This is a genomic window from Streptomyces sp. GD-15H, from assembly GCF_045291515.1.
Taxonomy (GTDB): domain Bacteria; phylum Actinomycetota; class Actinomycetes; order Streptomycetales; family Streptomycetaceae; genus Streptomyces.
On the sequence record NZ_CP149447.1, the window covers coordinates 1,001,990 to 1,017,112 of the forward strand.

The 15,123-nt window shown below is 72.0% G+C and carries 8 protein-coding genes and 3 pseudogenes; 7 read left to right on the forward strand and 4 right to left on the reverse strand.

Annotated features, from left to right (window positions below):
• Nucleotides 1-18: 18 nt before the first annotated feature.
• Nucleotides 19-2,343 (forward strand): protein translocase subunit SecD, encoded by a 2,325-nt coding sequence (gene secD, locus WJ438_RS04975; protein WP_406724130.1) that lies wholly within the window; start codon nucleotides 19-21, stop codon nucleotides 2,341-2,343.
• Nucleotides 2,344-2,447: 104 nt separating this feature from the next.
• Here the strand turns inward: secD and WJ438_RS04980 are convergent, their stop codons facing one another.
• Nucleotides 2,448-4,364 (reverse strand): ABC transporter ATP-binding protein, encoded by a 1,917-nt coding sequence (locus WJ438_RS04980; protein WP_406729592.1) that lies wholly within the window; start codon nucleotides 4,362-4,364, stop codon nucleotides 2,448-2,450.
• Between the two features lie 70 nt (nucleotides 4,365-4,434).
• On the opposite strand from WJ438_RS04980, the pseudogene WJ438_RS04985 reads away from it, so the two are divergent.
• The 6 genes and pseudogenes from WJ438_RS04985 to WJ438_RS05010 all read left to right on the forward strand — a co-directional run.
• Nucleotides 4,435-4,943 (forward strand): annotated as a pseudogene (locus WJ438_RS04985) (TIGR00374 family protein); the annotation flags it as partial.
• Nucleotides 4,944-5,164: 221 nt separating this feature from the next.
• Entirely contained in the window at nucleotides 5,165-6,262 is a 1,098-nt protein-coding gene (locus WJ438_RS04990) for a mechanosensitive ion channel family protein (protein WP_406724131.1), read from the forward strand.
• 158 nt (nucleotides 6,263-6,420) lie between these two features.
• Nucleotides 6,421-8,640 (forward strand): NADP-dependent isocitrate dehydrogenase, encoded by a 2,220-nt coding sequence (locus WJ438_RS04995; RefSeq protein ID WP_406724132.1) that lies wholly within the window; start codon nucleotides 6,421-6,423, stop codon nucleotides 8,638-8,640.
• A 392-nt stretch (nucleotides 8,641-9,032) separates the two neighbouring features.
• Nucleotides 9,033-10,394: a bifunctional o-acetylhomoserine/o-acetylserine sulfhydrylase gene (locus tag WJ438_RS05000; protein WP_406724133.1), complete on the forward strand. Its 1,362-nt coding sequence runs from the start codon at nucleotides 9,033-9,035 to the stop codon at nucleotides 10,392-10,394.
• A pseudogene (locus WJ438_RS05005) lies at nucleotides 10,391-11,538 on the forward strand (homoserine O-acetyltransferase). The gene WJ438_RS05000 and the pseudogene WJ438_RS05005 overlap by 4 nt, the downstream one beginning before the upstream one ends.
• Nucleotides 11,539-11,632: 94 nt before the next feature.
• Nucleotides 11,633-12,427: pseudogene (locus WJ438_RS05010) on the forward strand (N-formylglutamate amidohydrolase).
• Nucleotides 12,428-12,478: 51 nt separating this feature from the next.
• Here the strand turns inward: WJ438_RS05010 and WJ438_RS05015 are convergent.
• From WJ438_RS05015 to WJ438_RS05025, 3 genes are read right to left on the reverse strand one after another with little or no spacing between them, the layout of a single operon-like run.
• Nucleotides 12,479-12,955 carry a hypothetical protein gene (locus WJ438_RS05015; protein WP_406724134.1) on the reverse strand — a complete coding sequence of 159 codons (477 nt, stop codon included), beginning with the start codon at nucleotides 12,953-12,955 and terminating at the stop codon, nucleotides 12,479-12,481.
• A 5-nt stretch (nucleotides 12,956-12,960) separates the two neighbouring features.
• Nucleotides 12,961-13,536, reverse strand: a complete 576-nt coding sequence (locus tag WJ438_RS05020) for an RNA polymerase sigma factor (protein ID WP_406724135.1) — start codon at nucleotides 13,534-13,536, stop codon at nucleotides 12,961-12,963.
• Nucleotides 13,537-13,595: 59 nt separating this feature from the next.
• Nucleotides 13,596-15,035, reverse strand: coding sequence for a S8/S53 family peptidase (locus WJ438_RS05025; protein WP_406724136.1), 1,440 nt, complete (start codon nucleotides 15,033-15,035; stop codon nucleotides 13,596-13,598).
• Nucleotides 15,036-15,123: the final 88 nt, after the last annotated feature.

Here is a 15,123-nt window from a genome sequence, read left to right on the forward strand (position 1 = left end):
TGCCTGCTGGAGTCATCCGTGAAAAGTTCCGCCCGCTTCCGGGCGTTGTTCGCGCTCATCGTGATCGCCCTGTCCGTGTACGTCGCCGCCACGGTCCCCGTCCGTCTGGGCCTCGACCTGCGCGGCGGCACCCAGATCGTGCTGGAGACCCGTTCCACCGAGACCGTCAAGGCCGACGGCGAGGCGACCGAGCGGACCCTCGAGGTCCTGCGCGGCCGTATCGACGCGCTCGGTGTGTCCGAACCCACCATCGTCCGCTCCGGTGACAACCGGATCATCGTCGAGCTGCCCGGTGTGCAGGACCCGCGGAAGGCCGCGGACGTGCTGGGCCGTACCGCGCAGCTCTCCGTCCACCCGGTGCTCGGCCCCGGTACCGAGTCCGACAAGTCCCTGCCGAAGGGGGAACGCGTCCTGGCCGACGAGGCCGGTGAGCGGCTCCACCTGGCCCCCGCCGCGCTCTCCGGTCAGGACGTGAAGGGCGCCGAGGCCAACTTCGACCAGCAGAGCGGTGCCGGCTGGCACGTCACCGTGGACTTCGAGGACGACAAGGGCTGGGCCAAGCTGACCGGCCAGGCGGCCTGCAACCCCGCGGGTGATCCCAAGCGCCGGGTCGCGATCGTGCTGGACAACAAGATCATCTCGTCGCCGCAGGTCGATCCGTCCGTGGCCTGCGGGGCCGGTATCACCGGCGGGTCCACCCAGATCACCGGTTCCTTCACCAGTGAGGAGTCCAAGGAGCTCGCCCTCCTCATCCACGGCGGTGCCCTTCCGGTGCCGGTCGAGACGGTCGAGCAGCGGACCGTGGGCCCGACGCTGGGCGCCGAGGCCATCGAGTCGAGCGCCTGGGCGGCCGTCGTGGGCACCGCCCTCACCGCGCTGTTCATCATCGTCGTCTACCGGCTGATGGGTTTCCTGGCCACCGTGGCCCTGGCCTGCTACGGCGTGATCTCCTACGCCGCTCTCGCGGGTCTGGGCGCGACACTGACCCTGCCGGGTCTGGCCGGTTTCGTCCTGGCGATCGGTATGGCCGTCGACGCCAACGTGCTGGTCTTCGAACGAGCGCGCGAGGAGTACGGCAAACGCAACCGGCCCAGCAGCCGCTCGGCCCTGACCGCCGGCTTCAAGGGTGCGTTCAGCGCGATCGCCGACTCCAACATCACCACGCTCATCGCGGCGGGGCTGCTGTTCCTGCTCGCCTCCGGTCCGGTGAAGGGCTTCGGCGTCACCCTGGCCATCGGTGTCCTCGCCTCCATGATCAGCGCACTGGTGATCACGCGGGTGCTGGCCGAGTTCGCCGTGGAGCGCCGCTGGGTGCACCGCCGTCCCAAGCTCACCGGTCTGGCCTCCATCGGGCGGGTCCGTGCGTACCTCACGCGGCGCGACCCGCAGCTGATGCGCCGCCCGCGCCGCTGGCTGGTGGTGTCCCTCCTCGTGCTCGTCGTCACCGGCGCCGGCATCGTGGTGCGCGGGCTGAACTTCGGTGTCGAGTTCACCGGCGGCAGGCTGATCGAGTACTCGACCACCAACACCGTCGAGCCGGACCGGGCCCGTGAGGCCCTGGCCGACGCCGGCTTCCCGCAGGCCGTCGTGCAGTCCTCCGGGGACAACGGGCTGACGGTGCGCACAGAGGAGCTGAGCAACGCCGAGGCGGTCAAGGTCGCCGAGGCCATCGACGAGGTCGGCGGCGGGGCGGAGAAGGTCCGCGACGAGCTGATCGGCCCGAGCCTCGGTGACGAACTGCGCCGTAACGCGCTGATCGCGCTCGGCCTGGCCCTCGGCGCCCAGCTCGTGTACCTCGCCTTCCGGTTCCGCTGGATGTTCGGTACGGCGGCGGTCAGCACCCTGGCCCACGACGTGGTGATCCTCACCGGCATCTTCGCGTGGCTGGGCAAGCCGATCGACGGGGTGTTCCTGGCCGCGCTGCTCACCGTGGTCGGCTACTCGGTGAACGACTCCGTCGTGGTCTTCGACCGCGTCCGGGAACTGTGGCAGAAGGACCGCAAGGCGCCCCTGGCCCAGTCCACCAACCAGGCGATCCTGCAGACGGTGCCCCGTACGGTCAACACCGGTATCGGTGTGATCTTCATCCTGGCCGCGCTGGCCCTGCTGGGCGGTGACTCGCTCACCGACTTCGCGCTCGCCCTGCTGATCGGCATCGGAGTAGGCACGTACTCGTCGGTCCTGACCGCGTCGCCGCTCGCCATCGAGCTCGACGCGTACGCGGGCGACGGCGGTGGCGGCCGTGGTCGCGGTCGCGGCCGTGGCCGCGCCCGCTCCGGGCGCGGGAAGTCCGGTGCCGAGGAGAGCTCGTCCCTGACGAAGGCCACCAGCCAGGGAACGTGACGCCGAGCGGCTCCCCGCGGGGGAGCCGCCGTGCACCCGCGAGCGCCGCCGCCGACCCCGATCCCGGGGTCGGCGGCGGCGCTGTGTGACGGGCCGGGCGGGGCCTACGCCGCCGCCGGTGCGCTGCGGTCCAGGTCGTGGCCCCGGTCGTGGTCGGGGCCCGTCGGCCGGGGGGCGAACTGGGTGTGGTGCAGTGTGGCGTAGCGGCCGCCGGCCTCCAGCAGTTCCTCGTGCGTGCCCCGTTCCACGATCCGGCCGGCTTCGACGACCAGGATCTGGTCCGCGGTCCGGACGGTGGACAGCCGGTGGGCGATGACGAGGGCCGTCCTGCCCTCCAGGGCCTCGGCGAGCGCCTCCTGGACGGCCGCCTCGGAGGTGTTGTCCAGGTGGGCGGTGGCCTCGTCGAGGAGGACGACCCGCTGCCGGGCCAGCAGCAGCCGCGCGATCGTCATGCGCTGGCGTTCCCCGCCGGAGAACCGGTAGCCGCGTTCTCCGACCACCGTGTCCAGACCGTCGGGCAGGGACCGTACGAGGTCCTCCAGGCGGGCGCGGCGCAGCGCGTCCCAGAGTTCGGGCTCGCTCGCCCCGGGCCCGGCCAGGAGCAGGTTGGCGCGGACCGTGTCGTGGAAGAGGTGGCCGTCCTGGGTGACCATGCCGAGGGTGTCGCGCAGCGACCGCGCGGTGAGGTCCCGGACGTCGACGCCACCCACGCGCACCGCCCCCGAGTCGACGTCGTAGAGGCGCGGCAGCAGCTGCGCGATGGTCGACTTGCCTGCGCCGGAGGAGCCGACGAGAGCCACGGTCTGCCCGGGTTCGGCGCGGAAGGAGATGCCGTGCAGGACCTCCGTGCCCCCGTTCGTGTCCAGGGTGGCGACCTCCTCCAGGGAGGCGAGTGAGACCTTGTCGGCGGACGGGTAGCCGAAGCGGACGTCGTCGAACTCGACGGACACCGGCCCGGCGGGCACGTCGCGGGCGTCCGGCTTCTCCTCGATGAGCGGCTGCAGATCCAGGACCTCGAAGACCCGCTCGAAGCTGACCAGGGCGCTCATCACCTCGACCCGCGCCCCCGCGAGCGAGGTCAGCGGCGCGTACAGGCGGGTGAGCAGCAGCGCCAGCGACACGACCGCGCCGGGCTCCAGGGCGCCGCGCAGCGCGAGGTGACCGCCGACTCCGTAGACGAGGGCCAGGGCGAGGGCGGAGACGAGGGTCAGCGCGGTGATGAACACGGTCTGGGCGGTGGCCGTCCGTACGCCGATGTCCCGCACCCGGCGGGCGCGCTCCGCGAATTCCTCCGCCTCCTCCTCGGGCAGGCCGAAGAGCTTGACCAGGGTGGCGCCGGGCGCGGAGAAGCGCTCGGTCATCCGGGTGCCCATGGCCGCGTTCAGGGCGGCTGCCTCGCGCTGCATACGGGCCATGCGGCGGCCCATGCGCCGGGCGGGGACCACGAACACCGGCAGCAGCACCAGCGCGAGCAGGGTGATCCGCCAGGACAGGGTGAGCATCACGGCCAGGGCGAGCACCAGCGTCACCACGTTGCCGACCACGGTGGACAAGGTGTTGCTGAAGGCCCGCTGGGCGCCGATCACGTCATTGTTGAGACGGGAGACGAGCGCGCCCGTACGAGTGCGGGTGAAGAACGCGACCGGCATCCGCTGCACATGGTCGAACACGGCGGTCCGCAGATCGAGGATGAGTTCCTCCCCGAGGGAGGCCGACAGTCTGCGGCCGAGGATGCCGAGCGCCGCCTCCGCCACCGCGATCAGCGCGATGAGCAGGGCCAGCCGGACGACCGTGGCCGATTCGCCGCCGGTCACGATGGTGTCGACGACGCGCCCGGCCAGCACGGGGGTGGCGACGGCGAGCAGTGCGGTCGCCGATCCGAGCAGAACGAAGAGGGTCAGGCGGCGGCGGTGCGGGCGGGCGAACCCTCCGATCCGGCGCAGCGTGTCCCGCGCGAAGGGGCGGCGCTCCTCCTCGGCGGTCATGACACTGCGCAACTGGGTCCAGGCTGTGGTCTCCATACTCATGCGGAAAACGTAGAACCTCACTCTTTGTTGAGGTCAAGGCACGCCGCCCACCCGGTGGCCCTGACTGCTCGCCGCGGGCGGCGCGACCCGCCTGCCCTGGGCGCCCTGCCGCGTGCACCCGGCAGGGCGCCGTCCTCGAACGGCTGCCCGGACGGCGGTTGCCGGCCACACAGTTCGCCGCGGGCGCGGCCAACCATCTGCTGCCGACCGGTCTGGGCGCGAGCGCCGTCAGTCCGCGGTTCATGACGGTGTGCGGGATGTCGCTGCCCTGTTCCTCGGCCGCCCTCGCGCTGTATCCGCCGGCGGAGCCCGTCGGCCGGGTGGCCCCGCTGGGCGTGCTGCTCGTCGCGTTCCCGGACGCGCACCCGGCGGTGGCGTATCTCGCGGCGACCGTCACGGTCGCGCTGGGGCCCACGCCGGGCGGGCTCGGCCCGGTGGAGGCGGCACGGGTCGTGGTGCTGGTCGCGGCGGGCGGGGCGGCCGCGGTGGCGCCGGCCTTCCGGGTCATCACGGTGTGGCCGCCGATGCTGCCGGGAGCGCTGACACAGGGCGCCGGTGCGGCTGAAGGTCATCCGACCAGCGTCTCGATACGACCCCGGCGCCGGCGGCGTGGTACGAACTCCCCTTCCCGATACGGCAAGATGAGCGACTGTGCCGACCGCGGGCCAGGCCGGTCCGGCACGGCGTACCTCCCGGCCCGCACCCTCCCGGGCATCCCCGAACTCGAGCAGGTGACGAGACGTGACAGGACATCACACACGGTCGGCGGCGAGGACGCTCGCCGGAGGTGAGCGATGACGCGCGCGCTCACTCTGGACGATCTGCTGTACGCCGGTATCGCGACCGTCGCGGGCCTGCTGGCGGCGTTCCTGCTGCGGATGCTGCTGCGCTGGCTCGGCCGCCACGCCGAACGCACCAGCTGGCGCGGGGACGACGTCCTCGTGGACGCCCTGCGCATGATCGCGCCGTGGGCGGCGGTCGCGGGCGGCGCGGCGTCCGCGGCGGCGGCGCTGCCGCTGACCCGGACCGTGCAGCACAACGTCAACCAGATGCTGACGGTACTGGTCATCGTCGCGGCGACCGTGTCGGCGGCCCGGGTGGTGGCCGGCCTGGTGCAATCGGTGACCCAGTCCCGTTCCGGTGTCGCCGGGTCGGCCACCATCTTCACGAACATCACCCGGATCCTGGTCCTGGCGATCGGGTTCATGGTGGTGCTCCAGACGCTCGGCATCCCCATCGCCCCGATGATCACCGCTCTCGGCGTCGGCGGGCTGGCGGTCGCGCTGGCCCTTCAGGACACGCTCGCCAACCTGTTCGCGGGCATCCACATCCTCGCCTCCAAGACCGTCCAGCCCGGTGACTACATCCGGCTGAGCAGCGGCGAGGAGGGCTACGTCGAGGACATCAACTGGCGTCAGACGACCGTGCGCGCGCTCTCCAACAACCTGGTGGTCATCCCCAACGGGCAGCTCGCGAAGACGAACATGACCAACTTCATGCGTCCCGAGCAGAAGCTGACCATCCTGGTGCAGGCCGGGGTCTCCTACGACAGCGACCTGGAGCAGGTGGAGCGGGTGACCATGGAGGTGGTCGCCGAGGTGATGACGGAGATCACCGGCGCGATCCCGGAGCACGAGCCGGCGGTGCGTTTCCACACCTTCGGCGACTCCCGGATCGGGTTCACCGTGATTCTGGGCGTCGGCGAGTTCAGCGACCAGTACCGGATCAAGCACGAGTTCATCAAGCGCCTGCACCGTCGCTACGGTGAGGAGGGCATCCGCATCCCGTCCCCCGCGCGGACGGTGGCGCTGCAGCAGGGCACGGTGGTGTTCCCGCAGCAGCGCGGCACCGAGCCCGAGCCTAGCGACATGACGGCGACCCGGCCGATCTGACCGGCGCCGGCGGACCGCGGCGGACCCCGGCCGACGGCGAGCGGCCGGGGACGGGGAGGGCTGGTCGGCGCATACGGGTCCGGACCCCTGTCGAGCCGAGGTCGCGAACGGGATATCTTGATGTCGAGCAATGTTGCAGACGTGGAGCGGAGCACCCGGTGACTGACTCGACCATCATCTATACGCACACTGACGAGGCCCCGGCCCTGGCGACGTATTCCTTCCTGCCGGTGGTCCGGGCGTACGCCTCGCAGGCCGGTGTCACCGTGGAGACGCGTGACATCTCGCTGGCCGGACGCATCATCGCCGTGTTCCCGGAGTACCTCACCGAGGACCAGCGCATCCCGGACGCCCTCGCCGAGCTCGGCGAGCTGGCCAAGACGCCCACCGCGAACATCATCAAGCTGCCGAACATCTCGGCGTCGATCCCGCAGCTCAAGGCCGCGGTCGCCGAACTGCAGGGCCAGGGCTACGCGCTGCCGGACTACCCGGACGACCCGAAGACCGACGAGGAGCGCGAGGTCCGCGCCCGCTACGACAAGATCAAGGGTTCCGCCGTGAACCCGGTCCTGCGCGAGGGCAACTCCGACCGGCGCGCCCCCGCCTCGGTCAAGAACTACGCCAAGACCCACCCGCACCGCATGGGCGCCTGGACCTCCGAGTCCAAGACCAACGTGGCGACCATGGACGAGAACGACTTCCGCTCCACCGAGAAGTCCGCGGTGATCGCCGCGGACGGTGCGCTGCGCATCGAGCTGGTCGGCGACGACGGCACCACCACGGTGCTGCGCGAGTCCGTACCCGTCCTGAAGGACGAGGTCGTCGACGCCTCCGTGATGCGGGTCGCCGCGCTGCGCGAGTTCCTCACCGCGCAGGTGGCCCGCGCCAAGCAGGACGGCGTGCTGTTCTCCGTGCACCTGAAGGCCACGATGATGAAGGTCTCCGACCCGATCGTCTTCGGCCACGTGGTGCGCGCCTTCTTCCCGAAGACGTTCGCGAAGTACGGCGAGAAGCTCGCCGCGGCCGGCCTCAGCCCGAACGACGGCCTGGGCGGTATCTACAAGGGCCTCGAGGGCCTGCCCGAGGGCGCCGAGATCAAGGCGTCCTTCGACGCCGAGCTCGCCGAGGGCCCGGAGCTGGCGATGGTCGACTCCGACAAGGGCATCACCAACCTGCACGTCCCCTCGGACGTCATCGTGGACGCCTCCATGCCGGCCATGATCCGCACCTCCGGCCACATGTGGGGCCCCGACGGCCAGGAGGCCGACACCCTGGCCGTCCTGCCGGACTCCAGCTACTCCGGTGTCTACCAGGCCGTGATCGAGGACTGCCGTGCCCACGGCGCCTTCGACCCGTCCACGATGGGCTCGGTCCCGAACGTGGGTCTGATGGCGCAGAAGGCCGAGGAGTACGGCAGCCACGACAAGACCTTCGAGATCCCGGTCACCGGCACCGTCCGCCTGGTCGACCAGGCCGGCGAGGTCGTTCTGGAGCAGACCGTCTCCGCCGGTGACATCTTCCGTGCCTGCCAGACCAAGGACGCGCCGATCCGCGACTGGGTGAAGCTCGCCGTCACCCGCGCCCGCGCCACCGGCGTCCCGGCCGTGTTCTGGCTGGACGAGACCCGCGCCCACGACGCCAACCTGATCGCCAAGGTCGAGCAGTACCTCGCGGAGCACGACACCGAGGGCCTGGACATCCGCGTCCTGAACCCGGTGGAGGCCACCAAACTGTCGGTGGAGCGCATCCGCCGCGGCGAGGACACCATCTCGGTCACCGGCAACGTGCTGCGCGACTACCTGACCGACCTGTTCCCGATCCTGGAGCTGGGCACCAGCGCCAAGATGCTGTCGGTCGTCCCGCTGATGGCGGGCGGCGGCCTGTTCGAGACGGGTGCGGGCGGCTCCGCGCCCAAGCACGTGCAGCAGCTGGTCAAGGAGAACTACCTGCGCTGGGACTCCCTCGGTGAGTTCTTCGCCCTGGTTCCGTCCCTGGAGCAGTTCGCGACGACCACGGGCAACACCAGGGCCAAGGTCCTCGCCGACGCCCTCGACCGGGCCACGGCGACCTTCCTCAACGAGGACAAGTCCCCGAGCCGTCGCCTCGGCGGCATCGACAACCGCGGCAGCCACTTCTACCTGTCCCTGTACTGGGCGCAGGAGCTGGCCGGGCAGACCGACGACGCGGACCTGGCGAAGGCCTTCGCCCCGCTCGCCGAGACGCTCGCCGCGAACGAGCGGAAGATCGTCGACGAGCTGATCGCCGTCCAGGGCGAGCCGGCCGAGATCGGCGGCTACTACCGGCCCGACCCGGCCAAGGCCGCCGCGATCATGCGTCCGTCGGCGACCTGGAACGAGGCGCTGGCGTCCCTGAGCTGACGCGAGCGGGCATAGGCTCCACTGGCTCCGCCCCGGCCGGCACGACGTCCGGCCGGGGCGGAGCCGTGTTCGTCACCGGCCCGCCGACCCGATCGGCGGGCCGCGCCCCGGGCACGCCGCGTTCATGAATGCCGTGTGAAGAGACCGACCACCTACTGAGACGCCATCTCATTTCGCGCTCACCTCGTCGTAGCATCGAGCTGGTGACGCGCTGCCACCGGCGACCACGCACGTGTCATCACTGCGGCGTGTCGCGCGAGAAGCCGACACCCACGTCGGCACGTGGTCCTCCCTACGCCCTGATCCCCAGGGACATCCGGCACGCCCCCGCACCCCCCAGGTACGTCCGCGGATCCGCCGCCCGCGCCCGCACTGCGCACGAGGAGCACACCATGAGCCAGCCCACCGAACCCGTCCCCGCCGGTCACACCCCCGAGGAGACGTCCACCGGTCCCGACATGTCGGCCTGGTCGTTCGAGACGAAACAGATCCACGCCGGCGCCGAACCCGATCCCACGACCGGGGCCCGGGCCACGCCGATCTACCAGACGTCCTCGTTCGTGTTCCGGGACACCCAGCACGCGGCCGACCTCTTCTCGCTGGCGGAGCCGGGGAACATCTACACCCGCATCCACAACCCCACCCAGGACGTCTTCGAGCAGCGCGTCGCCGCCCTGGAGGGCGGTGTGGCGGCGGTGGCGCTGTCCTCGGGACAGGCCGCGCAGACGCTGGCCCTCCTGACTCTCGCCGGGGCCGGCGACCACATCGTCTCGGCCTCCTCGCTGTACGGCGGAACGTACAACCTCTTCCGGCACACCCTGCCGAAGTTCGGCATCGAGGTGTCCTTCGTCGACGATCCCGACGACGCCGATGCCTGGCGGGCGGCCGTCCGGCCGAACACCAAGGCGTTCTTCGCCGAGACGCTGGGCAACCCGCGGGGCAATGTGCTCGACGTGCGGGCGGTCGCGGACGTGGCGCACGGGGCGGGCGTACCGCTGGTCGTGGACAACACGATCCCCACGCCCTATCTGCTGCGCCCGCTCGAGCACGGCGCGGACATCGTGGTGCACTCGGCGACGAAGTTCCTCGGCGGGCACGGCACCACGCTCGGCGGCGTGGTCGTGGACGGCGGCACCTTCGACTTCGGGGCGCACGCCGAGCGGTTCCCGGACTTCACCGAGCCCGACCCCAGCTACCACGGCCTGCGCTACTGGCCGGCGCTCGGACCCGGCGCGTTCGCGGTCAAGCTGCGCGTCCAGTTGCTGCGCGACCTCGGACCGGCCATCGCCCCGCACTCCGCGTTCCTGCTGCTGCAGGGCGTGGAGACGCTGAGCCTGCGCATGGAGCGGCAGTCCGCCAACGCGCAGGCGCTGGCGGAGTGGCTGGAGCAGCGCGACGAGGTGGCGGTGGTGCACCACCCGGGCCTGCCGTCCAGCCGCTGGTACGAGGCCGCGCGGACGTACCTCCCCCGCGGCGCCGGCGCGGTGTTCTCCTTCGAGCTGAAGGGCGGTGTCGAAGCGGGCAAGCGGTTCGTGGACGGTGTGGAGCTGTTCAGCCACCTCGCCAACATCGGTGATGTGCGCAGCCTGATCATCCACCCGGCGTCCACCACCCACAGCCAGCTGGACGAGGAGCAGCTCGAGGCGACCGGCACCGCGCCGGGTCTGGTACGGCTCTCGGTCGGCATCGAGAGCCTCGTCGACCTCACGGCCGACCTGGAGTCCGGTTTCCGCGCGGCCAAGGGTGCCTCCTGAACGCCTTCGCGACCTCCGGGACATCGGTTCCCCTCCCGCCGACCACCGGGGCCTGGCAGGAGGGTGACCCGCCCGGACGGCGTCAATGGCATGTCCTCGGCACGCCGCTGCCGCTGGAGGCGGGCGGTGAACTCCCTGGCGTGGAACTGGCGTTCGAGACCTGGGGGCGGCTTGCGCCGGACGGGTCCAACGCCGTGCTGGTGCTGCACGCGCTCACCGGTGACAGCCATGCGGCCGGGCCGGCCCCGGTCATCCCACGGCGGGCTGGTGGGACGGGCTGATCGGCCCCGGGCTGGCCCTCGACACCGACCGCTGGTTCGTCGTCGCCCCGAACGTGCTGGGCGGCTGCCAGGGCAGCACGGGACCGGCCTCGCCGCGCCCCGGCGGGCGGCGCCGGTGGGGCGGTGCCTTCCCGTATCTGACCCAGCGGGACCAGGTCGCCGCCGAGGCCCGACTGGCGGACGCGCTCGGCGTCGGGACGTGGGCGCTGGTGGTCGGCGGTTCGATGGGCGGGATGCGTGCCGTGGAGTGGGCGGTGGCGCATCCGGAACGCACGGGGGCGCTGCTGCTGCTCGCCACCACGGCGGCCGCGAGCGGCGAGCAGATCGCCTGGTCCACCCTCCAGCTGCACGCCATTCGCAGTGATCCGCACTGGCGCGGCGGTGACTACCACGACACCGGCCGGGGCCCGCACGCCGGACTGGGGATCGCCCGCCGCATCGCCCACGTCACCTACCGCAGCGAGCCGGAACTGTCGGCCCGATTCGGCCGGGAGCCGCAGGGTGCGGAGGATCCGTGGCGCGGCGGCCGGTACCAGGTCGAGTCGTACCTCGACCACCACGCGGTCAAGCTCGTCCGGAGGTTCGACGCGGGCAGCTACGTGGTGCTGACGGAGGCGATGAACGGCCACGACGTGGGACGCGGCAGGGGTGGCGTCCGTGCCGCCCTGCGCCGGGTGACCGCGCCCGCGCTGGTGGCGGGGGTCGACTCGGACCGTCTCTATCCGCCGTCCCAGCAGGCCGAGCTGGCCGCGCACCTTCCCGGTGCCGACCGGCTCAGAGTGGTGGAGTCGCCCTACGGACACGACGGTTTCCTCCTCGAGACGGAGCAGGTCGGCGCGCTGATCCGCGAGTTGCTGGGGTAGCCGGCACTGCGGTCCCGGTCTCGACGTGTTGACAGTGGTGTGCGGCACCTTGATCATGCCGTGCACCGCTGACAAACCCTCCTGGAGCAGCACGATGACCGACACCCCGCAGTCCTGCGCTCTCCTCCCCGGAGCCGGAGGCTCCCCCGTGATCCTCCACGTGCCGCACTCCGCGCGGGAGAGACCGGCCGCGGTGCGGTCCGGGATCGTGCTGGGGACGCGGAGCCGGAGCGGGAGCTGGACCACCTCGCCGACGCGCACACCGCCGCGATCGCCGAGGCCGCGGCCGAGGCGGCCGGGATCACACCGTGGCGGTTCGTGAACCGGCTGTCCCGGCTGGTGGTCGACCCCGAGCGGTTCCCGGACGAGCGGGAGGAGATGCCGACCGTGGGGACGGGCGCGGTCTCACCCGGACCACGCACAAGGACGTACTGCGGCCCGACGGCTTCGACCTCGAACCGCTGATCGAGCGGCACTTCCGGCCGTACGCGCGGGCCATGACCGAGGCGGTCGCGGATCGCCTCGCGGCCACCGGGCGGGCCGTGATCATCGATGTGCACTCCTACCGCACCTCACTCCTGCCCTACGAGCTGCACGGAGAGGCCCCTCGCCCGGCCGTCTGCCTGGGCACCGACCCTTTCCCCACACCGTCCGCGCTGCTCGAGGCGGCCCGCGAAGCGTTCGTGCCCTGCGGGGGGCGGGACTGAACAGCCCGTTCGCCGGGGCGTACGTGCCGCTGGAGTTCCACGAGAAGCGGGCGGAGGTGACGGCACTGAGGATGGAGATCCGCCGGGACGTCCACATGACCGAGCCGGGCGGCCCCGCCGGTCCGGGCCTGTCGGACCTCGCCTCGGCTCTCACGGCCCCGGTGGGCGCGGTGTCGCGCTGACCGGGTGCCGTCCCCTTCACCCGGCCGGGCGCGGCATGGGGTGCCCGGTGCTCAGGCGCGCACCCACTCCGTCACGACCAGGTCCCCCGCGGTCCGCAGGCGCAGGGCGAACGGGCCGGCGGGCGGGGTGGCGCCGGTGAAGCGGCCCATGTCGTCGGCGACGAGGGAAGGGCCCGACCGCGGTCCGCCCAGCACCTCGACGCGGGCCGGCTGGGGCGGCAGCACCTGCCCCATCAGGCCGTGCGCGGTCACCTCGACGTCCACGGTCAGCTCATCCGCGCTGAAGGTGAGCATCCTCGGCGGGTCCGTCGCTCCCCTGACCGGGATGGCGTCGACCAGCGAGTCGAAGGTCAGCTCGGCCACCCGGGCGTCCAGGTCGTGCAGCGCGTAGGCGTCCACGGCGATCTGCAGGAGCGCCGGCGGCAGCGGATCCAGGACGGCGGCGGCCTGCCGGAGCTCCTCCTCCAGCAGGTCGGCACCGGCGTCCGCGCCGTGCGGACCTTCCATGGTCTCGCTCGTGCCGTCCATGCCGTTCACATCGCCCCCCGTGCCTCGAGCCGGGCCCGCAGTCGGCGCAGGCAGCGCTGGCGCAGGGGCCCGATGCTGCCCACCGCGATACCCAGCGCGGCGGACACCTCCTGATAGCTGGGCGGCGGCGAGGCGATCAGCACACGCAACAACTGCCTGCACCGGTCGCCGAGTTCCTCGAACTCCTGCCACAGCCGCCGTACCCGCTCGCTCTGCGCGGCGGCATCCTCCGCCTCCAGCAGCGACTGCTCCGGCGTGCCGTCCTCGCTGACCCGGTCCAGGAGCTGCGGATCGTCCGTCAGGGTCAGCCGGCGCGCGTTCCTGAGCACCTTCAGGCACTCGTTCCGTGCCGTACTGGCCAGCCAGGCGCCCGTCTTGTCCGGTTCGCGGATCCGCCCCAGGTTCTGGGCGAAGCGGAACCACACCGTCTGGTAGACCTCGTGCGCGTCGGTGTCGGAGAGCCGGTGGGCGCGCACCACGGACCACACCAGTGGACCCAGCCCTTCCACGATCGCCTTCCAGGCCGCCGCGTCGCCGCCGGCGGCGGACTGGACCAACGCGCCGACATCAGTACGGTCCACGGCCCCACCCCTCGTGTACGGCAAGTCATCGTACGCCGTGGAGGGCACGGTTCCGGACCTCATGTCCGGGCGGCGGGGAGCGCGACGGGCGTGGGACGCCAGGTGGCCGGGATGAGCGCCGGTACGTTCGCCCCGCGCACCTCGGCGACCTCCCCGTTCGCGCCCATCAGCTGCCGTCGGGCCTTGCGCGGGTCGGTCTCGGCCTGCGCGGTCATGTGGGCGGCGATCATGCCGACGGCGACCGGGGTGGCGAACGAGGTGCCGCTCCACTGGGCGAGCCCTTCGAACATCACCTGGTCCGGCTTGCCGGAGCCGCCCTCCTCGCTCAGTACGCCGGTGTGGCGGGGGTGGCGGCAGGTGCACCGGTAGCCGAAGCCGTAGCGGCAGGCGTCGTAGGTGGAGTGCTGGTACACGTACGGCACGGGTGTCTCGAAGCCGGTGAGGGCGCTGGTGAGTCGCTCGCCGGGGGCGTAGGCCCGCACCCAGGCACCGTGGTTGGTGAAGCAGGCGCCGAATTCGTCGTCGCCGCGCAGGGCACCGACCGACAGTACGGCGTTCTCGTAGCCGGGCAGGCCTGCGTAGGCGGCGGGCCAGAACGGGGTGGCACTGGAGTTGTTGCCGGCGGCGGCGACCAGCAGGGTGCGCTGCTCGCGGAGTTCCCGCATGAAGGCGTCCACGCCGAGCAGTCCGTCGGTGCGGCCGTTGGAGGTGCCGGCGGAGAGGCTGATGACGTCGGGCCAGCCGTCCCGGTCGACGGCCTCGAAGAGCTTCTCGCCGAACTCGGACTCCAGGATGGCGCCGGCGTCGTTCAGGGTGCCGCGGACCGTGATGTCGGTGTGGGGGGCGACGGCCGCGACGAGCCCCGCGATGAACGTGCCGTGGCTGCAGTACTGCCTCAGGACGCCGTCCTCCCCGCACTCCTCGACCTGGGCGTCGCCCCGGGTGTGGGCGAGGAGCGGGTAGGAGCGGTGGTCGTGCATGAGGCCGGTGTCGATGACGAGGACATCAACGGCGCGGACGGCGCTGTCCGCGGCGTAAGCACCGTCGGGCGCGGCCGGGTTGGGCTGCCCGGTGGCCGCCACGGGCACCGGTTCGTCACCCGGGCAGGCGTTGACCGCGATCGACACCACGTGGTTGCGGCTGACCAGCCGGCGTCCGGCGCGGCCCTCCGGCTCCCTCAGGGCCCGCAGGGCGCCCGCGACGGCGGGGTCGCCACTGCCGTCGCCCTGCCCGGGGTCGGCGACCTGGATGCGGGTGATGCCCGAGCGGTTGGTCTCCGGGCCGGTCCGGCGCACCTGATCGGCCGTCAGACCGGCGAACGTGGTGAAGTGCCGGCGCACGGTGTCCTCCACGAGGCGGGCCTCCTCACCGTCGCGGGCGAGGACGACGCCCTTCTCGTACAGGAACTCGCCCGCGTCGTCCGGGCCGACCGCCAGGCGGACGTCGGGCATCGCGCGCTGGATCTGGTCGAACTGCTCGCGGAACCGCTCTGGTGCCATGGCGTGTCCTCCCCTGGTGCGGTGGCGGCCGGGGCCGCGAACTGTCGTGAATCAGAGCCGTAGGACGGTCATTTGATACAACGTCGTC

What these genes read in the sequence shown, in the direction of transcription:
- WJ438_RS04980 (WP_406729592.1), bottom strand. Translation starts at nt 4,364, where the DNA reads ATGGAGACCACAGCCTGGACCCAGTTGCGCAGTGTCATGACCGCCGAG.
- WJ438_RS04990 (WP_406724131.1), top strand. Translation starts at nt 5,165, where the DNA reads ATGACGCGCGCGCTCACTCTGGACGATCTGCTGTACGCCGGTATCGCG.
- WJ438_RS05000 (WP_406724133.1), top strand. Translation starts at nt 9,033, where the DNA reads ATGAGCCAGCCCACCGAACCCGTCCCCGCCGGTCACACCCCCGAGGAG.
- WJ438_RS05015 (WP_406724134.1), bottom strand. Translation starts at nt 12,955, where the DNA reads ATGGACGGCACGAGCGAGACCATGGAAGGTCCGCACGGCGCGGACGCC.
- WJ438_RS05025 (WP_406724136.1), bottom strand. Translation starts at nt 15,035, where the DNA reads ATGGCACCAGAGCGGTTCCGCGAGCAGTTCGACCAGATCCAGCGCGCG.